The sequence below is a fragment of the Pseudooceanicola sp. DL12 genome (assembly GCF_056270665.1).
The window spans coordinates 35,848-54,834 of record NZ_CM149884.1 but is presented as its reverse complement, the minus strand read 5'-3'; the positions used below and the strand labels follow the sequence as shown (position 1 = coordinate 54,834).

The 18,987-nt window shown below is 64.8% G+C and carries 17 protein-coding genes; 10 read left to right on the top strand and 7 right to left on the bottom strand.

Features of this window, described 5'->3' with window-relative positions; translation table 11 throughout:
• Positions 1-53: 53 nt before the first annotated feature.
• Together recQ and AC0WR5_RS00280 are read right to left on the bottom strand one after the other, a co-directional pair.
• A complete protein-coding gene (gene recQ, locus AC0WR5_RS00285; RefSeq protein ID WP_475865923.1) occupies positions 54-2,096 on the bottom strand; it encodes a DNA helicase RecQ in 2,043 nt (680 codons plus the stop codon).
• A gap of 125 nt (positions 2,097-2,221) precedes the next feature.
• Positions 2,222-2,512: a YggT family protein gene (locus AC0WR5_RS00280; protein ID WP_475865921.1), complete on the bottom strand. Its 291-nt coding sequence runs from the start codon at positions 2,510-2,512 to the stop codon at positions 2,222-2,224.
• A 181-nt stretch (positions 2,513-2,693) separates the two neighbouring features.
• Here AC0WR5_RS00280 and AC0WR5_RS00275 point away from each other — a divergent pair, with 181 nt between their 5' ends.
• The 6 genes from AC0WR5_RS00275 to arfB all read left to right on the top strand — a co-directional run bounded on the left by AC0WR5_RS00275 (position 2,694) and on the right by arfB (position 8,418).
• Positions 2,694-3,227, top strand: a complete 534-nt coding sequence (locus AC0WR5_RS00275; protein WP_475865919.1) for an acyl-CoA thioesterase — start codon at positions 2,694-2,696, stop codon at positions 3,225-3,227.
• Between the two features lie 150 nt (positions 3,228-3,377).
• A complete protein-coding gene (locus AC0WR5_RS00270) occupies positions 3,378-4,700 on the top strand; it encodes an MFS transporter (protein WP_475865917.1) in 1,323 nt (440 codons plus the stop codon).
• A gap of 116 nt (positions 4,701-4,816) precedes the next feature.
• A complete protein-coding gene (mepA, locus tag AC0WR5_RS00265) occupies positions 4,817-5,626 on the top strand; it encodes a penicillin-insensitive murein endopeptidase (RefSeq protein WP_475869090.1) in 810 nt (269 codons plus the stop codon).
• Positions 5,627-5,697: 71 nt separating this feature from the next.
• On the top strand, positions 5,698-6,495 hold the full coding sequence (locus AC0WR5_RS00260; protein WP_475865915.1) for an esterase-like activity of phytase family protein: 798 nt from the start codon (positions 5,698-5,700) through the stop codon (positions 6,493-6,495).
• A gap of 77 nt (positions 6,496-6,572) precedes the next feature.
• The gene (locus AC0WR5_RS00255; RefSeq protein ID WP_475865913.1) at positions 6,573-7,220 is read left to right on the top strand and encodes a queuosine precursor transporter; all 648 of its coding nucleotides are present in this window, start codon (positions 6,573-6,575) and stop codon (positions 7,218-7,220) included.
• Positions 7,221-8,004: 784 nt separating this feature from the next.
• The gene (arfB, locus tag AC0WR5_RS00250; RefSeq protein ID WP_475865912.1) at positions 8,005-8,418 is read left to right on the top strand and encodes an alternative ribosome rescue aminoacyl-tRNA hydrolase ArfB; all 414 of its coding nucleotides are present in this window, start codon (positions 8,005-8,007) and stop codon (positions 8,416-8,418) included.
• 68 nt (positions 8,419-8,486) lie between these two features.
• On the opposite strand, the gene AC0WR5_RS00245 is transcribed toward arfB, so the two are convergent.
• From AC0WR5_RS00245 to AC0WR5_RS00235, 3 genes are all read right to left on the bottom strand, one after another.
• Positions 8,487-9,950 (bottom strand): hypothetical protein, encoded by a 1,464-nt coding sequence (locus AC0WR5_RS00245; RefSeq protein ID WP_475865910.1) that lies wholly within the window; start codon positions 9,948-9,950, stop codon positions 8,487-8,489.
• 95 nt (positions 9,951-10,045) lie between these two features.
• Positions 10,046-11,338 (bottom strand): nicotinate phosphoribosyltransferase, encoded by a 1,293-nt coding sequence (gene pncB, locus AC0WR5_RS00240; RefSeq protein ID WP_475865909.1) that lies wholly within the window; start codon positions 11,336-11,338, stop codon positions 10,046-10,048.
• A gap of 98 nt (positions 11,339-11,436) precedes the next feature.
• The gene (locus AC0WR5_RS00235; protein WP_475865907.1) at positions 11,437-12,318 is read right to left on the bottom strand and encodes a polysaccharide pyruvyl transferase family protein; all 882 of its coding nucleotides are present in this window, start codon (positions 12,316-12,318) and stop codon (positions 11,437-11,439) included.
• A gap of 623 nt (positions 12,319-12,941) precedes the next feature.
• Between AC0WR5_RS00235 and AC0WR5_RS00230 the strand changes: the two genes are divergently transcribed.
• Entirely contained in the window at positions 12,942-14,009 is a 1,068-nt protein-coding gene (locus AC0WR5_RS00230; protein ID WP_475865905.1) for an AraC family transcriptional regulator, read from the top strand.
• Positions 14,010-14,470: 461 nt separating this feature from the next.
• Here the strand turns inward: AC0WR5_RS00230 and pncA are convergent, their stop codons facing one another.
• Entirely contained in the window at positions 14,471-15,076 is a 606-nt protein-coding gene (pncA, locus tag AC0WR5_RS00225) for a bifunctional nicotinamidase/pyrazinamidase (RefSeq protein WP_475865904.1), read from the bottom strand.
• Between the two features lie 229 nt (positions 15,077-15,305).
• Here pncA and AC0WR5_RS00220 point away from each other — a divergent pair, with 229 nt between their 5' ends.
• From AC0WR5_RS00220 to AC0WR5_RS00210, 3 genes are all read left to right on the top strand, one after another.
• Positions 15,306-15,860 (top strand): NADPH-dependent FMN reductase, encoded by a 555-nt coding sequence (locus AC0WR5_RS00220; RefSeq protein WP_475865902.1) that lies wholly within the window; start codon positions 15,306-15,308, stop codon positions 15,858-15,860.
• A 106-nt stretch (positions 15,861-15,966) separates the two neighbouring features.
• On the top strand, positions 15,967-16,878 hold the full coding sequence (trhO, locus tag AC0WR5_RS00215) for an oxygen-dependent tRNA uridine(34) hydroxylase TrhO (protein ID WP_475865901.1): 912 nt from the start codon (positions 15,967-15,969) through the stop codon (positions 16,876-16,878).
• A 9-nt stretch (positions 16,879-16,887) separates the two neighbouring features.
• A complete protein-coding gene (locus tag AC0WR5_RS00210; protein ID WP_475865899.1) occupies positions 16,888-17,433 on the top strand; it encodes a chloramphenicol phosphotransferase CPT family protein in 546 nt (181 codons plus the stop codon).
• Here AC0WR5_RS00210 and AC0WR5_RS00205 read toward each other — a convergent pair.
• Positions 17,415-18,908, bottom strand: a complete 1,494-nt coding sequence (locus AC0WR5_RS00205; protein WP_475865898.1) for an FAD-dependent oxidoreductase — start codon at positions 18,906-18,908, stop codon at positions 17,415-17,417. The genes AC0WR5_RS00210 and AC0WR5_RS00205 overlap by 19 nt on opposite strands.
• Between the last annotated feature and the right edge of the window lie 79 nt (positions 18,909-18,987).

The following is an 18,987-nucleotide window of genomic DNA, read 5'->3' as shown; positions in this document are numbered from 1 at the left end:
GAGCGTTTTGCCGGGGAGTGCAGCCCCCTGCCCCCCTATCTGACGCAGGGGCATCAGGCCTCGTTGTGCAGAACTTCAAGGAACGCCTCGCCGAAACGCTCGGCACGGCGGTCGCCCAGCAGCCGCACCATGGCGGCGGTATCGCCGGGGCGGGCCTCGGCCACCTTGGCGATCAGCGACGAGGAGCAGGAGAGCGGCTTGTCGATGCCGTCGGGGCCGCGCGCCAGGTCGGCCTGCACCTGCATCAGCCGGTCGTAGAGATTGCCCGCCTCGCGCCCGGCCAGCTTGCGCCGGGTCGGATGCAGCTGTTCTGCCTCGCCCGCGATGACGGAGAGGAAGGTATCGCCATAGGCATCGAGCTTCTTGGCGCCGACGCCCGAGATGCCGGCCATCTGGTCGAGAGTCTGCGGCCGGCGCTCGGCCATCTCGATCAGGGTCTTGTCGTTGAAGATGACATAGGCGGGCACGCGCTGCTCCTCGGCCAGGGCGCGGCGCTTGGCCTTGAGAGCGGAGAGCAGCGGCTCGTCCTCCTCCGAGACCAGCGTGCGCACGGCGGGGCGGCGCTCCTTTGCGGCGGCGAGGCTGTCGCGGCGCAGGCGGATCGTTTCCTCTCCGCGCAGGATCGGGCGGGCGGCCTCGGTCATGAAGAGCGCGCCGTGACGCTCGCCATTGGGGCGGATCAGGTCATGGCCCATCATCTGACGAAAGATCGCCTGCCATTCGCCCTTCTTGAACTCCTTGCCCACGCCGAAGGTGGGCAGCTCGTCATGGCCGCGCTCGCGCACCTTTTCCGTCTCGGTGCCGGTGAGGACGTCGATCAGGTGGCCGGCGCCGAACCATTCGCCGGTGCGCAGGATGGCCGAGAGCGCCTTGCGCACGGCCTCGGTGCCGTCGAAGGTCTCGGGCGGACGGTCGCAGAGATCGCAATTGCCGCAATTCTCGCAGCTCTCGCCGAAATACTTCAGCAGCGTGGCGCGGCGGCAATCGAGCGCCTCTGCCAGGCCCAGCAGGGCGTTGAGACGGCCATGGTCGGCGGCCCGGCGTTCGGGCGGCGCGAGGCCCTCGTCGATCTGGGACCGACGCAGGCGGATGTCATCGGGGCCGAAGAGCGTGAGCGTCTCGGCAGGCGCGCCATCACGCCCGGCGCGGCCGATCTCCTGGTAATAGGCCTCGATGCTTTTCGGCAGGTCGGAATGGGCGACCCAGCGGATGTCGGGCTTGTCGACGCCCATGCCGAAGGCAACGGTGGCCACGACGATCAGCCCGTCCTCCTGCTGGAAGCGCAGCTCGGCATGGCGGCGGTCGTCGGCCTCCATACCGCCGTGATAGTGGATCGCCTCCATCCCGGCCTCGCGCAGGCCCTGGGCGATGTTCTCGGTGCGGGCGCGGGTGCCGCAATAGACGATGCCTGACTGCCCCTTGCGCGCGGCGGCAAAGCTCAGGATCTGCTTGCGCGGGGAATTCTTGGCGGCGAAGGCGAGGTGGATGTTGGGCCGGTCGAAGCCGCGCAGGAAGGTCTGCGGCTGCACGCCGTTGAAGAGGCGACGGACGATCTCGGCTCGGGTTTCCTCGTCGGCGGTGGCGGTAAAGGCGGCAACGGGCACGTCTAGCATTTCCCGCAGTTCGCCGATGCGCAGGTAATCGGGGCGGAAATCATGGCCCCACTGCGAGACGCAATGCGCCTCGTCCACGGCGATGAGCGAGACGTTGATGCGGCGCAGCATCTGCATGGCGCCACCCGAGGCCAGGCGTTCGGGCGCGAGGTAGAGAAGCTTGAGCCGCCCCTCCTCGATGGCGTTCCAGACGGCCTCGGTCTCTTCCTCGGTGTTGCCGGAGGTCAGGGCACCAGCCTCGACACCGGCCTCGCGCAGCCCGCGCACCTGATCGCGCATCAGGGCGATGAGGGGCGAGATCACCACGGTCACGCCGTGGCGCATCAGGGCAGGCAGTTGGAAACAAAGGGATTTGCCACCGCCCGTGGGCATGATGGCAAGGGTGTTGTCACCGCGCGCGACCGCTTCGACAATCTCCTGCTGGCCGGGGCGGAAGGCATCGAACCCGAAGATGTCGCGCAGCAGCGCCTCTGCCTCTGCCATGGCCTCGCCCGAATAATTCCAGAAATCGGAGGACTACATCCCACGAAACCGGGCGCGTCACAAGGGAGCGGGGCCCGCGGGCCCCGTCAGCTGTCCTGCATGTCAGGCAAGCGCCTGATCGGGCGTCAGTAGTAGAAGGCGCCGATGTTGTTCTGGATGACGATGCGGATCGCCATGATCGCCAGAAGCACCACCAGGGGCGCCAGGTCGAGCCCGCCCATCGGCGGCAGGATGCGGCGGATGGGGGCATAGAGCGGTTCGAGCACGCGGTTCAGGCCGTACCAGATCTGGCCGACGATCTGCTGGCGCACGTTCAGCACCTGGAAGGAGATCAGCCAGGACATGATCACCTGCGCGAGGATGAAGAACCACAGGACATTGAGGACGAGGTTGATGATCATCAACAGGGACATCATGGGCGCGGTCTCCGGATCTCTGGCGCGATTGTCAAAGGCCCGTATCAAAGGCCGGTCTGATGCCCCGCACGGGGGCCGAGCTTAGGTAAGCAGTCACGGGCGAAAGCACAACCCGGACGCAGGGTTCTGGTTGACGGCATCCGCGCGGCAGCGCAGCAAAGCCCGTGAAGGGAGCCCCTGCATGTATCCTATCGTCAGATTTGCCAAGGAACTGATAAAATTTCGCAATGCGCCGCCCCTCGCGGCAGGCGAGACACATGTCAGCCATCACCGCGTCTGGCTCTGGGACCTGGACCCCTGGCGCGAGCTGAACAACGGCCGCACCCTGACGCTCTATGACCTGGGCCGCATCCCCTTTGCCCTGCGCAGCGGGATGAACCGGGTGATGAAGGAGCACCAGTGGGGCCTGACCGTGGCCGGCAGCGTGGTGCGATATCGCAAGCGCCTGACCCACATGATGAAGGTCGAGATGCGCACCCGGCTGATGGGCTGTGACGAGAAGTTCATCTACATAGAGCAGAGCCTGTGGACCGAGGACGGCGCCTGTGCCAACCACGCCATCCTGCGCACGGCGGTGATCCACAAGCGCAAGCTGGTGCCGACAGCAGAGGTGATCGCAGCACTCGGCCAGGATCCCGCGGCGCTGGCCCTGCCCGACTGGGTGCAGGGCCTCTTCGAGCACGAGAACGCCCGGCCCTGGCCGCCCGAGATGTAGGCCCCGCCCCTCAGGCCGCCACTTTGCCCTTGATCTGAGGCGGTTTTGCCGCGTTCCGCCAGCGGCAGCGCCCGTCCTCAAGGATTGTCTTGCCCCACGGGCGCGATGCGCCTCATATCCACGCAAACGGATGGCCGGGGGAGAATTGGCATGCGCAAACGCATCTGGGGGTGGTTTTTCTTCGACTGGGCCAGCCAGCCTTACAACACGCTGCTGATCACCTTCATCTTTGCGCCCTATGTCAAGGAGCTGATCGGCAACGGCGCCCAGGCGCAATCGGCCTGGGGCTTCGGCATCGGCGCGGCGGGTTTCGTGATCGCCATCCTGGCGCCGATCCTGGGCGCCATCAGCGATGTCTCGGGCAACCGGCTGCGCTGGATCTGGGGCTTCTCGGTGCTCTACGTCGTGGGCGCCTGGATGCTATGGTACGCCGCGCCGGGCAGCTTCAACCTGCATCAGACGCTGTTCTTCTTTGCGGTCGGCATGATCGGCATGGAATTCGCCACGATCTTCACCAACTCGATGCTGCCCGACCTGGGCCCGAAGGAGGAGATCGGCCGGATCAGCGGAAACGGCTGGGCCTTCGGCTACCTGGGCGGGCTGATCGCGCTGGTCATCATGCTGACGCTTCTGGCCGAGAACGGCACCTCAGGCACCACGCTGATCGGCATTCCGCCGATCCTGGGACTGGATCCCGCGCTGCGCGAGGGCACCCGCGCGGTGGGGCCGCTGACCGCGATCTGGTACGCAATCTTCATGATCCCCTTCTTTGCCTTCGTGCGCGACCCGAAGCCGCCGAAACCGCCAAGGGGAGCGGTCAGGCTGGCGCTCGGCAACCTGGGCGACACGATCCGCCACCTGCCCAGGACCCCCTCGCTCTTTGCCTTCCTCGGTTCCTCGATGCTCTATCGCGATGCGCTGAACGGCATGTATGTCTTTGGCGGCATCTACGCCTCGGGCGTGCTGGGCTGGACCGTCACCCATATCGGCATCTTCGGGATCATCGCGATCATTTCCGGCGCGATCTTTGCCATGATCGGTGGCCGTGCGGATCAGCGCTTTGGCCCCAAGGTGGTGGTGCGCGTCTGCATCATCATCCTGACGTTGACGGCGATCTTCACCATCTCGATCTCGCCCACCTCGGTGCTGTGGATCCCCCTGCCGGAGGGTTCCTCGCTGCCGGATATCTCCTTCTTCCTGGTGGGCGCGCTGATCGGCGCTGCCGGCGGCGTGATCCAGTCGGCCAGCCGCACGATGATGGTGCGCCAGGCCCGCCCGGAGCGCATGACCGAGGCCTTTGGCCTCTATGCGCTGGCCGGCAAGGCGACCTCCTTCATCGCGCCGACGCTGATCGGAATTGCCACCGTGATCAGCGGGTCCCAACCGATTGGAATCCTTCCGCTGGTTTTCCTTTTCCTCGCCGGTCTGGTGCTGCTACGCTGGGTGAAACCGGACGGAGATCCCCAGCCCTGATGCGCCTGCCCCTGATCCTTTCCCTGGTCACCCTCGCTGCAACGGCCCTGAGCGGCTGCGTTCCGGACAGCGGATCGCGGGAAATCGCCTCACGCGCGGTCGCCATTCCAACGGAAATGCAGGGCGTCGAGGCGCGGCAGCTCTTCGGCAAGATGAGCTTTGCCTCGGCGCAGGCCCCCGCCCCCTTTGGCAGCTATGCCAAGGGCTGTGTCGCCGGTGCCGTGCAGTTGCCGGAAACCGGGCCGACCTGGCAGGCCATGCGCCTGTCGCGCAACCGCAACTGGGGCATGCCCGAACTGGTGGATTACCTCGAAGACCTCTCCGGCAAGGCGGCGCAACTGCCGGGCTGGAACGGCATCTACGTCGGTGACATGTCGCAGCCGCGTGGCGGCCCGATGACCTCTGGCCACGCCAGCCACCAGATGGGGCTGGATGCCGATATCTGGATGCTGCCGGCCACCAACCTGCGCCTCAGCCGCGAACAGCGCGAGAACCTCTCCTCTATCTCGCTGCGCCGCAATGCAGGGGCCTATGTGAATTCCAACTGGACGCCACAGCACGCCGCCCTCCTGAAGGCCGCCGCCAGCGATCCGCGCACCGCGCGCATCTTCGTCTTTCCCGGCGCCAAGGTGGAAATGTGCAAGACGGCCACGGCGGCCGATACGGAATGGCTGCGCAAGATCCGGCCATGGTACGGACATCATTACCATTTCCACGTCCGGCTGCATTGTCCCAAGGGCGCCGGCGGCTGTGTCGAGCAAACGCCGCCGCCCGCCGGTAACGGCTGCGCCGAGGCGCAGACCTGGGTCAACAACATCCTGAACCCGCCGCCGCCCGATCCGAACGCCCCCGCGCCGAAACCCAAGCGGCAGCTGACAATGGCCGATATGCCTGCGCAATGCGTTTCCGTACTGCAATCGCGTTAGGCACCGCCTGTTTCGTCGCCCTTGTCGGAACCGGTTTCGCCCTGGCGGACACGAGCGCCCGGAAACTGGAAGTGCACCTTTCGGAGCTGCCGGCCGATCCCGGGCTCGGCGGGTTCTCCGGCATCGAGGTGGACGACGACGGCAAGGGTTTCGTGGCGATCAGTGACCGGGGTTTTCTGATCCATGGCCAGCTCGAGCGCGACGGGCGCGGACGTTTGCGCGATGTCACGATAGACAGCAGGGAACGGCTGCGCCCCCCCCAGGTTGGGAAACATCTCCTGCGGGTTCTGGACACCGAGGGCCTTGCCCTTGCGGCAGACGGGCAGGTTTTCCTGTCGGCCGAGCAAAATGCCGGGATCCTGTACCAGGAAGCCGGCACGCCGAACCTGAACGTTTCTCCGGGCAAGCCGCCCGGCACGGAGGCGCTCTCTCTGAACAAGCAGTACGAGGCGCTCGCGATCGACGGCAACGGCGCGCTCTACACGATGCCCGAACGCACCACCTATTTCGCCGGCAGCTATCCGCTCTGGCGCCGGGACAAGAGCGGCTGGCAAGTGGTCCGCAATATCCGAGCCCAGTTTCCCTACCTGCCGGTGGGAGCCGATTTCGGCCCCGACGGACAGCTCTACATCCTGGAGCGCGCCTTCATGCTGGGCTTCAGCGCCCGGGTTCGCCGGCTGGACCTCTCGGATCCACAGGACGTCCGCGGCGAGGTGATCTGGCGCAGCAACGCCTACCCGATGAGTGACTTCGAAGGGCTCGCCGCCTGGCAAAGACCCAACGGGCAGACGGTGCTGACGCTGATCTCTGACGACAATTTCAAGGATTTCCTGGACGGCCAGATTCTGGAAATCTCCTTGCCAGACTGAGCGGGAAGGGCTAAACGCCGCCAATTCCCCACCCGGGGACAAGTCGCCGTCACCTTGTCTAAAAAACGGATCGTACAATGCAACGTTCTCATATTCCTGGCATTCTTGCCATGGGGGCCATCGTCGTGGCCTCCAACGTCCTGGTCCAGTTCCTGATTCTTGACGGGCTGCTGACCTGGGGCGCCTTCACCTATCCGCTCGCCTTCCTGGTCACCGACGTGATGAACCGCGTCTATGGGCCGGGGGCGGCGCGGCGGGTGATTTTCGCGGGCTTCATCGTGGGCATCCTGTGCTCTCTGGTGGGCACGCAGATCATGCTGCAGGGGGATGGCTATAGCTATGCCGCTGTCGCCACGCGCGTCGCCGTCAGCTCTGCGCTGGCCTTCCTGGTCGCCCAGATGGTCGATGTCGCGATCTTCGACCGGCTGCGTCACACCGGCAAATGGTGGAGCGCACCGCTGGTCAGCTCGATCGTCGGTTCGGCGCTCGACACGCTGATCTTCTTCACCATCGGCTTTGCCGAGTTCATCACCTTTTTCGGGGAAAACGCCGACGCACAGGTCAACTGGGCCTGGGAAACCGTGCCTTTCCTGAATGTTGGCCCGGATGCGCCCCTGTGGATCAGCCTGGCCTTCGCGGACTGGATGGTGAAGCTGCTGCTGGCCATGATCGCGCTGCTGCCTTTCCGGGCAATCGTCGCGAAAATGACGGTGAAGGCTGCATGAAGTTCTTTGAGTTTTAACACTTCCATGCTCTTCTGAATGCATCGGAAACATTCAGAAAGGAGGTGCTCTAGTGTCTAATGAGGTATTGGAGAAAGGGGTCGGAACAGCCAGGAGGTCGTTCAGCTGAGGCAGCCCTCGGCTGAAAAAAATCCTGGTTGGTCAAGGATCTAACCGAAACCACCTCCTGATCTCGATTGGGGCCGTCCTGTTTCCGGGGCGGCCCCTTCCGTTTGTTCGGGGGCCTGTTCCGGGGCCGGAGCGCGCGGCGGCGCGTGGCCAAAACATATTGATAATTCAGGTAAAACGAGGCGCCGGGGGCCAGTTGGCCGGGCGCCTTTTTTATGGGCAGATGCTACGTGTCCGGAGCGGGTGGCGCCCCTGGCGGGCCTGTTCCGGGGCAGGTGAACGCGGGTGCCCGGGGCGCGGCGGGGGCCTCCGGCGGGCGTATTTGGGGAAAGATGAAGGCGGGGGCGCAAGAGGGGGCGGCGTGGCGAATTTTGCGCGGGTCAGAGCGCCTGATCCCTGTTGAGAGTATAGCCTCACCTTATGAGTTAACGGATTTTGCAAGCGGTTGATTTTGGCTGATGTCGACGTCGGTATTACGTCGGTATTACGTCGGTATCGCGTCGGTGCGAAAAGCGCGGGATTATCACCGTTGAATGGTTAACGGGAGGCCGTGAGAGGGGGCGCGATCCGCGGTTGCCTTGTGCCGCGCGGGGCGGGCGGGCATGTAGAGGGGATGCGCGGCCCATGGGCGGCGCGCGGGAAACGGACCGAAGGCGCCATGTTGCGGATCAACGAGAGCATCACCATCGAGGACTGGGAGCTGACGGAGCAATTCGTGCGCAGCTCGGGCCCCGGCGGGCAGAACGTGAACAAGGTGTCGAGCGCGGTGGAACTGCGCTTCGAGGCCATGCGCTCGCCCAACCTGCCGGAGCCGGTGAAGAACCGGCTGCGCCGGATCGCGGGGCGCCGCTGGACCAAGGACGGAGCGGTGGTGCTGCAGGTGCAGGAGGAGCGCAGCCAGGCGCGCAACCGCGAGATCGCGCGCGAGCGGCTGGCCGAGCTGATCCGGAAGGCCTGTGAAAAGCCGAAGCGGCGGATCCCGACGAAAGTGTCGCAGAACCAGAAGCGGAAGCGCGTGGATGCGAAGAAGGCGCGCGCCGAGGTGAAGGAGAAGCGGGGGTGGGAGAGGTAGGGGGCAAGTGTGGTTCGGAGGTCTAGGACCTAACCCGCCTTTGCGCAGGTGGGTGCAGAAATAGTCGACTAACGCCCTCGTTCTTGAATAATTGACCACCAAGAACAAACTTCATTGAGTCGCTCGAAGTAAGGAAAAGAAATAACCTGTTCCCTATTTCTCTCCACTTCTGGGGCCGCTCGCGCAACTGCTGGAACAGAAAAACCTAGGTCTTGAGCCGACGTGGCCGCCCGCGAAAATTCGATGAACTTATCGAATGTAGCCAGTTCCAAGGATACCTCTGCATCCTCCAAAGATGCGAAGGAAACAGGGATCCGAGCATCGCCTGTCAAACCGAGCCGGTCAGCCCTTTCATTGCAAACCTTGAATATCTCGTCGTGGAGGTCGCCCAGCAACTGCATCCAAGGATCTAGGCTCAAGATCGTGCCGACAGCATCAGGGGAAATTTTTCGGCCTTCTTCTAACATTTCGCCCTTGGCAAGGTCGTCGGCAAATTGCCAGATTTGCAGCACCCCCTTAATGATGTCCTCATATTTGTCCATGTGAGATTCAACTGGGTTGGGCGATGACAACACTGCGTGCGGCAACCTTCGAGATTTGCACTCAACGACCATCTTGATGGCGTCGTCAGAGGTAGAAATGAGAATGTCCGGAGAATCCTTGGAGCCGTACTTAAACTCTGGCTCAACTCGGAAACCTACCTGTTCGGCATAGTGAGAGATAATTTCGAGACACAGACTTTCGAAATTTCGGCCATAGCCCTGTCGCACCCCCCCATCACCGACCAGATCAAAATAGAGCCCATCCGTAAATCTGGCGACAACCAGATCGCTCAATGGAGCGGTAAAATGGCGCCCATCGCCCCCAACGCGAATAATCGGAAATTCCCGGATCGGGCTTCGTTCGTAGGATGATATCTTTTGCGGGGACCGTATCTCCCTCGCAAGCTTTATCATAGAGACCCGCCTCTTCGAGAAAGCACTAAAAAAGGCCGCGACTTCTGATTTCTCATAGGGATAGACCTCCTCGATACTATCAAGCGAGACTGCCCTGTGTTCCCGAACCGCAGCCGAAACGGTGAAAGCGATAAAGGTCGCGCCGGACAAGCCAACACCATATTTTTCTGAGAAGTAATCGTCTGCATCCTCAAAATTGTAGATGCGCCACGCCCGATACAATTTATGAGAATTAAGGTAGCCGACCTGCCAAGCCGCCTGTGGCCAATACAACCTCGGCAAAGCCTTTAATATGCCCCCCTCCGGAATATCCATCAAGGACTCGGAGTTCTCAAAAGCCTTAAGCCGGTTCAGTATTTCAGCAAACGCCGACCAAGCTTGACAGTTCACCACTCTATTGTTTCTCACGGGCCGAGTTGGATTGGAGAAATATTCGTTAATTAAATTCTCAAGCTCCCATTTTGGAAACCATGCACGCCCTTGAAAATCGAATTCTTTCTCTAGGGGCAAACCTCGCAACCACTTCCGCCCGATTTCGTATTCCCCGTCCAGAACTGCATTAGCAGCCCAAATCATGGTGATAAAACTGTCAAACTCGCAACATGAGAGCAAGCTACGCAGACGTTTCCGATGAAACAGTCGCGTGTGGGGCGAATAGCGAGGGCTATTCCTCACACCACAACCGCCCTTCTCTCCTGCTCCCCAACTCCGAACACCCGTTTGTAGCGCTCGACTTCCTCCGCGGGGCCCATGGCCTTTTCGGGGTTGTCGGAGAGTTTGACGGTGGGATGGCCGTTGGCCTTCACGGCCTTGCAGACGAGGGAAAACGGCGCAAGGGCGTCGTCTTTCACCAGGCCGCGGAAATCATTGGTGAGCAGCGTGCCCCAGCCGAAGGAGACGCGGATGCGGCCGGTGAACTGTCGGTGCAGGGTCTCGATCTGCTCGACGTCGAGGCCGTCGGAGAAGATGACGAGCTTTTCGCGCGGGTCCTCGCCGCGGGATTTCCACCAGTCGATGGCGGTTTCGGCGCCGCGGGCGGGATCGCCGCTGTCGATGCGGATGCCCGTCCAGCCGGCGAGCCAGTCGGGGGCGTTCCTGAGGAAGCCCTCGGTGCCGTAGGTGTCGGGCAGGATCATGCGCAGGTTGCCGGAATGCTCCTCGTGCCAGTCGGCGAGCACGTCGTAGGGGGCGCGGGCGAGGGCGGCGTCATCCTCGGCCAGGGCGGAGTAGACCATGGGCAGCTCATGGGCATTGGTGCCGACGGCCTCGAGATCGTCGCGCATGGCGATGAGGCAGTTGGAGGTGCCGATGAACTTGTCGCCGAGGCCCTCGATCATGGCCTGCACGCACCAGTCCTGCCAGAGGTAGGAATGGCGGCGGCGGGTGCCGAAATCGGCGATCTTTAGGCCGTCGAGGGCGCGCAGGCGTTCGATCTTTTCCCAGAGCTTGGTCATGGCGCGGGCGTAGAGCACCTGAAGCTCGAAGCGGCCCATCTTGTGCAGCACGGCGCGGCCGCGGAGCTCCATCAGGATGGCGAGGGCGGGGATCTCCCAGAGCATGACCTCGGGCCATTTGCCCTCGAAGGTCAGCTCGTACTGATCGCCCTTGCGCTCGAGGTGGTAGGGCGGCAGGCGCAGGTTTTCGAACCACTCCATGAAATCGGGGCGGAACATCTGGCGCTTGCCATAGAAGGTGTTGCCGCGCATCCAGGTGCTCTCGCCACGGCGGAGCGAAAGGGAGCGGACATGGTCGAGCTGTTCGCGCAGCTCGCCCTCGTCGATCATCCGGGCGAGGGGGACGTTCTTCGAGCGGTTGATGAGCGAGAAGGTGACATGGGTGTCACGCTTGTTGCGGAAAACCGACTGGCACATCAGCAGCTTGTAGAAGTCCGTGTCGATGAGGGAGCGGACGATCGGGTCGATCTTCCACTTGTGGTTATGGACGCGGGCGGCGATGTCGACCATGGCGGAACTCCTCACATTCCGTGCGATAAAGCAGGGCAGAGGGATGGAATGCAAGCATTCAGCGGGTGATCTGTGATCACTCGACCGTTTTGCTGTGATCACATGGCGCGGCGGGTGGGCGGGAAATAGGCATCCCGGACCCCGTCGAGAGCCTCGCGGAAGCGGGCGGTCAGGGCCTGTAGATGGGCGCCGTCGCTGAGCAGCGGGGGCGTTTCGGCCGCACGGCGCAGGCAGCGCGGCAGCCGGGAGGCCTCGAGCCGGTGCCGCAGGCGACCGCGACGCGAGAGGCGCTGGCCGAAGGGCAGCTCTCCCAGGCGGCCGTAGAGCGGCTGCGGCGCGCCCTCCAGCTCCAGGGCCTCGAAGACGTCGCGCCATTTCCCGGCATTGAACTGCCAGGAGGCCCAGACCGGCACCCATGGCACGCGGAAGGCATCGGCGATGATCGCCGCATGCATGGATTCCGCCACCACCAGCGGCGCCAGGGCAATGCGGCGGATCACCGAATGCGCCTCCTCGCGGGGCGAGGCAAAGGCAAGGCCGGCACGGGCACAGGCCTGGCGCCAGTCGTGGCGGCCGATGCTCTCGTGGTGCGGCACGAAGAGGGGCCTGTCGGCGCGGGGCTGCACCGAGAGGCCGGCAAAGCGGGGCATCTGCGGCAGCAGCATGGCCGGATCGATCATGCCGAGCTCGGGCGAAAGCTGCAGGGTGCGGGCGCTGACCGGGCCGCGCAGGGCGCGGATGTCCCAGGCGGGATCGAGCGGCAGATCGGGCGGATCGCCATAGCCCACCCCGGACCCCAGCACCAGCAGGCGACGCCCGGCAAAGGGCGCGAGCCGGGCGGCGTTGAGCAGGGTGCCGATGCCGAAGAGCGTGACATCCGGCGCCGCCTCGCGCCAGCCGGGCAGGACCTCGTCCCAGAACCAGAGGTTCATGTCATCGCCAAAATTACCCTCTGGATCCCGGTGATAGAACAGGTCCACGACACACCCCCCAACTCGCAAGCACTCCGGCCACACTAACCCTATGCGTGTTCTTGAGCCAATAGCCGCAACCCGGAATGGCACGCACACGCAGCACTCCGCCGGGGACAGCCCCCCCGGCGGAGCGGATGCGGCACGAAACTGAAGCAACGGGGAGAGACGCCGGCCAGGGAGCCAGCGATCAGGGCCCCCTGTCAGCGCGGGCCCGAACGGGGAGCCGGCCGGCCGCCCGCCCCCTCCGGACCGCGAGAGCACATGTCCGAAAGGGCCGGGACGGCCCGGCCGGCATCGCCCGGGTGTGTCCCTCCGGTGGTCCGATGCCGCATCACTCTTGAAGAACGGAGCACGAGGGCGTGCCCTACGCAGTACGCGCGACATGGAACCACCGGCCTTGACCGGCACGACCGCGAAGGCCGGGACCGGCCGTGGAGCTTTCCACTTCTACCCGGGCCCTGAATGCCCCCTGCCGGGCGTTCGCACTTGCCTGTTCCTGCCGATGACTTGCCAATTCCTGCCGGCCGGCGCAAAGTCACGCAACGGCAGGCCCCCGCCGGCAGCTGCAGCGGGCAAGGATCCGGGACACCCGGTCGAGAGCCGGCCAGGAACGGCATGGAATCAGGACGATGAACGAGACCACGCGGATCGACACGACGACAGGCGCAACCGGCGGCGGCACGACGGAAGACAAGGCCGCAGGCGAATCGGGCGCGGCGGCCACGGTTGCAGGGGAAACAGGCGACGACAGCCTGCGCGCGCGGCTTTATCGCCGCACGGTGCGCTATGCCCGGCAGGAGGGACTGGGCCTGGTGCCGCTGCCGCTTCTGATGTCGAACCTGGGGATCCTCTATACCGACCACCCGACCGACGTCAGCCACACGATCTATCAGCCGCTGTTCTGCGTGGTTCTGGGCGGCGAGAAACTGGTGGATTTCGACGGCCAGCGCTGTGTCTTCGGGCCCGGCAACGGCATGGTGCTGTCGACCGACCTGCCGGGCACCGCCCGGATCAGCAAGGCCGACCGCAACGCGCCCTATGTCACCATGGCGATCCTGCTCGATCGCGGGCTGCTGCGCAGCCTGGCGCGGGACCTGGGGCTGACCGAGGCCACCGCCGGGGCCGGTGCGGGGGGCGGGGCGGGGTTCGGTGCGGGACCCGGTGCGACAGGCGCGCAGGCGGTGCGCGGCCACGCGGTGACGGGCGCCGCACCTGATCAGCGGATCCTGGGCGTGCTGGACCGGATGATGGACCTGCTGGAGAGCGAGCAGCCCGACAACCCGATGCGCGCCGCCAAGCTGACGCGCGAGCTGCATGTCCTGCTGCTGCGCGACCCGGCGAACGCGGTGCTGCGGCGGCTGGCCTGCGAGGGCAGCGAGACCGGGCGGGTGGCCGACACCATGGCCTACCTACGCCACAACCTGCACCGCCAGATCCCGGTGGAGGACCTGGCGCGGCGCGCCGGCATGAGCGTCACCGTCTATCACCGCAGGTTCAAGGCGCTGAGCGGCACCACGCCGCTGCAGTTTCACAAGCGGCTGCGGCTGCTCGAGGCCCGGCGGCTGATCACCTCGGGCGAGACGGCGGTGACCGGCGCGGCCTGGCGCACCGGCTACGAGAGCGCGTCGCAGTTCAGCCGCGATTACAGCCGGATGTTCGGCCACCCGCCACGCGCGGACCGCAGCACCGGGATGTGATCAGGGTCTCGGAGAACCGGGATACTTCTCCAAGCCTCCGTAGATACGCAGGTGAGGAAGCTGTTCGAGGGCTGCGAGTGCAAGTTCGACAGTTCGTGGCAAATTAGTCTCCGAACATTCCCAGCCCGAGATGGTAGAACGAGAGCCAAGGCCCAGCTCCCGCTGCAAATCCTGCTGACGGTAGCCGTTGCGCAGCCGCCACGCCTTCAGGTCAAAGCCGATCATGCCTCACGCCCCCATTTGTGCGCCAGCGGACAGAAACAAAGACTATCTTTCGCACTCTGAGGCTGATCGCGAGGAAATGTGAGCGTGCACTTCGAAGCTTCGGAGACGTGTCTGAAAACCGGACATCTGATTGTTGGCATCTTGCGTCGGATTGGGGCATTTGGGCGTCCTTTTGTGTTGGTGTGGGCCCATAATCGCACATTAACCCTAACGCCAGGTTTCCGTCCGCCAGCGAGCTACGCGATGGTCACGCCGGCATCGCGCATGCCGGCGAGGGCCGCGGAGAGGGAGCCGTCCATGTCGATGCCACGGCAGAGATCGCTGCGCAGAGTGACGTTGAAGCCCAGTTTCGCGGCATCCACGGCGCTGAAATTGACGCAGAAATCGGTGGCGATGCCGACCATGGTCAGATCGGTGATGCCGCGCGTCTTCAGATAGCCCTCGAGCCCGGTGGGCGTGACGTGGTCGTTCTCGAAGAAGGCGGAATAGCTGTCGATCGCCGGGTTGAACCCCTTGCGGATGATCAGCTGGGCCCGATCCACGGCGAGATCGGCGTGGAAATTGGCGCCGTCCGAGCCCTGGATGCAGTGATCGGGCCAGAGCACCTGGGGCCCATAGGGCATTTCGGTGAGACTCATGACCGCGGCGCCGGGATGGGAGCTGGCAAAGGAGGAATGACCGGCGGGATGCCAGTCCTGGGTCAGGATGGTGGCATCGAATTCGGTCATCAACATGTTGATGCCGCCCACGATTTCATCGCCGCCGGCCACCGCCAGGGCGCCACCGGGGCAGAAATCCTTTTGCACGTCGATCACGATAAGGGCTTTGGGGGCGTCACTCATGGCACATCCTCTCTGGCGTCCGGGCCTGGCATTCGGGCCTGACATTCTGGCCTGGCATTCGGGCCTGGCATTCGGGCAAAACCTGACCGAGGCCGCGGGAAAGATCAACGCCCGCCTCGCCCGCGCGGCATTCTGCCTGTGCATCGGCGCAGGGCTGCTATCGGTTTCAGGGCATGGTCTTTGCCCTATCTGTCACTGTACGTAGTGTTGAACGACAAAGGAGACGATCATGTCCACCAAGATCGCCGTGATCAACGGCTCTCTGCGCAAGGCTTCCTTTTCCGAGGCCATCTGCAACACCCTGCCCGAGCTGGCCCCGGGCGCGGACTTCATCAACGTCGATTATGCCGACGTGCCCTTCTACAACGAGGACCTGAAGGCCGAGGGATCGCCCGCCGCGGTGCGCGCCGTGGTCGAGACCCTTGCCGGCTGCGATGCCATCGTCTTCGTCACCCCGGAATACAACCGCGCCATGTCGGGCGCGATGAAGAACCTGATCGACTGGCTGTCGAAGGAGCCGGAAGCGCCGCTGAAGGGCAAGGCCGGCCTGGTCGTGACCCAGTCGCCGGGCGCCGTGGGCGGGCTGACCGCCAACTACAACCTGCGCCAGGTCCTCTCGGTCTGCGGCATGCACCTTGTCTCGGGCTTCGAGGTGGCGATCGGCGCGGTGATGACCAAGGTCGCCGACGGCAAGCTGACCGACCAGGCGACGCGCGACTTCGTGGCCGCGAACCTGGACGCGCTGACCGAGATCGTGGCCTTCACCCGCAGCCGCGCGGCCTGAGCCCGCGCAGGTTTCGGAGAGGCTCCGGGCGGCCAGGCGCCGCCCGGTTAAACCTGAGCCGCGCATACATCTTGCGAGGGTGCGCGGTTCGTCCTAGATCGCAGCCATGTATACCGTCTGCGCCCTCTACCACTTCACCCGTTTCGATGACCCCGCCGCCCTGCGCGGCCCCCTGATCGCGCTCTGCGACCGCGAGGGGATTTCCGGCACGCTGCTGCTGGCGCGGGAGGGGATCAACGGCACCATCGCCGGGCCCCGCGCGGGGATCGACGCCGTGCTGGCCCATATCCGCGCCCTGCCCGGCTGCGAGGACCTGGAGTGGAAATTCTCCACCGCCAGCGAACAGCCCTTTGCCCGCATGAAGGTGCGGCTGAAGAAGGAGATCGTGACCATGGGCCAGCCGGACGTGGATCCGCTGGCACGGGTGGGCCATTACGTGGCGCCCGAGGACTGGAACGATCTGATCCGCAGCGAGGACGTGGCGCTGATCGACACCCGCAACGACTACGAGGTGGCCATCGGCACCTTCGAGGGCGCGGTGGACCCCAAGACGGCCAGCTTCCGCGATTTTCCCGCCTGGTGGGAGGAGAACAAGGAGCGTTTCCACAACAAGCGCATCGCCATGTTCTGCACCGGCGGGATTCGCTGCGAGAAATCAACGAACTACCTGCTGGGGCAGGGCGTGCCCGAGGTCTACCACCTGAAGGGCGGCATCCTGAAGTACCTGGAGGAAGTGCCCGAGGAAGACAGCACCTGGGAGGGCGAATGCTTCGTCTTCGACCGGCGCGTCTCGGTCGGCCATGGGCTGAAGGAAGGCCCGCACGAGCTCTGCCATGCCTGCCGCCGGCCGATCCTGCCCGAGGACAAGGCCCGCCCGGACTACGAGGAAGGCGTCTCCTGTCATCACTGTGTCACGGAGACCAGCGAAGAGGACAAGATGCGGTTCCGCGAACGCCAGAAGCAGATTGCCCTGGCAAGGGCCCGCGGCGAACGCCACCTCGGTGATTTCGACGATTAAGGGAGCCCGATGGCTCAGGTTATCTTCCTTCACGGCGCCTCGAGCAGCGGCAAATCCACCATCGCAAAGGCGCTGCAGGCCCGGATCGAACGGCCCTTCTGGCATGTCTCGATCGACCACATGCGCGACGCCGGCGTGCTGCCCCTGCCCCGCTACCAGAGCGGCGAGTTCGACTGGCGCGCCGACAGGCCGGCGTTTTTCGACGGGTTCCATGCCTCGCTCGGCGCCTACGTGGGCGCGGGCAACAACCTGATTCTCGAGCATATCCTGGATACCGAGGGCTGGCTCGAGGCGCTGCAGGCAGAGTTTGCCGGCCACGACGTGCTCTTCGTCGGGGTGCATTGCCCGCTGGATCAGCTGATCCGGCGCGAGGCCGCGCGCGGCGACCGCCCCGGGGGCAGCGCCGCGCAGGATTTCGCCACCATCCACGAGGGGCGCCGCTATGACGTCGAGGTCAATTCGCCCGATGGCGTGGAGGTGAACGCCGCCCGCATCCTGAGCGCCTGGCGCAGCGGGACGCGGACGGGCGATTTCGCCTATTCGCCGGCGGTGTAATCCGTCGCCGCCGCCCCGGCGATGCGCCCGGAGATATAGGCAAAGGCCGCCGACATCCCCTCGACCGTGGGATAGCTGTCGCCGTAGATTCCGCCGGCGTTGTTGCCGGTGACATAGAGGCCCGGCACCGGGGTGCGGGCGCGGGTGACGGCCTCGAACTTCTCGTTCACGCGCACGCCGCCAATGGTGCCCAGCGTGGTGGAGCGCGGCCGCAGCGCGTAGAAGGGGCCGGTTTCCACCTTGTATTTCAGGAACTTCGCCGGCTTGTAGAAGAGCGCGTCCTCGCCCTGTTCGACCGCATCGTTATAGGCGGCAACACTGGCCACCAGCGTCTCGGCCGGCACGCCGATCTGCGCGGCAAGATCCTCGAGCGTGTCGGCACGCCAGGCAACGCCCTTCTCCACTGCCTCGGCCAGGGCCTCGTCGATATCGGCGAGTGGTGCCACGCGGCCGGTCGGCGGCTGATGCGCCAGGCCCATGAAGGTGCGTTCGAAGGAATCGGGCATGTCGGTGCCCTCGGCCTTGAGGCTGGCGACGGTGGGGGCATCGAGCAGCGCGTAGTAGAAGCCGCCGGCGGCATAGGTCACGTTGCCCCAGAGCGCGAAGTCATAGACGATATCCTCGCCGGTGAAGCGCTGGCCGGTGCTGTCGAGCCAGAGCAGCGGCAGGTCGGTCAGGGTCATCACCGTCATCCCGGTGAGCTTGCCCTTGCCCGGCGCCGGGATGGTCGAGGCGGCGTGCAGCTCGTACATGCCCATGGCGCATTTGTCGGCGCCGGCCTCGAAGGCCATCCGCTGGGCATCGCCCACGGCCTTGCGCTCGCCCATGGAGTAGAGATCGGCGGGATCCTCGATCTCGAGATATTCCTCGGCCATCTCAGGATCGGCGACATAGCCGCCGGTGGCCAGGATCACGGCCGGCGCGGCAATGGTGATCGCCTCGCCCTTCGTCTCGGCCTCGATGCCGGTGATGCGGCCGGCACCGTCGCGGATCAGGCCGGTGCAGGCGGTCTCTGTCATCAGAAAGCCGCCGAGCGACTTGAAGCGGTCAAAGAGCGCCTCGTAGCCTTTGAACTTGTCGATGTACTGGTGATAGGTGCGCGGGTGGCTCTGATGCACTTCCTGAGTGTTATCAACCAGTTCCGTGGCAAGACCACGCTCTTCCAGCCAGTCGACCGTCTCGCCCGAGAGCGCGATCACCGCCCGCGTCAGCCGGGCGTTGGAGCGGTGATGGGTATAGGCCATCATCTCCTTGAAGCCATCCTCGACGCTCACGCCCTGCTCGCCCGCGGCCTTCTGCTTGGAGCTCTCGAACCCGGCAAAACCCTGGGAGCCGAAGAGCCCGGCGCCGCCCACCTTGTTGCCCTTTTCCAGCAGGATCACCCGGCGGCCCGCCTCTGCCGCGGTCAGGGCGGCGGCGATGCCAGAGGCCCCCGCGCCGGCGATGACGATATCGCATTCATGTGTGCTGCTCATGTGGTGCTCCTTGGTCCCGGCCGCCGGTGGCGGCCTCTGCCGGGAGTAGAGGCCGCAGCGCCGGGAGCCTCAAGGTGCG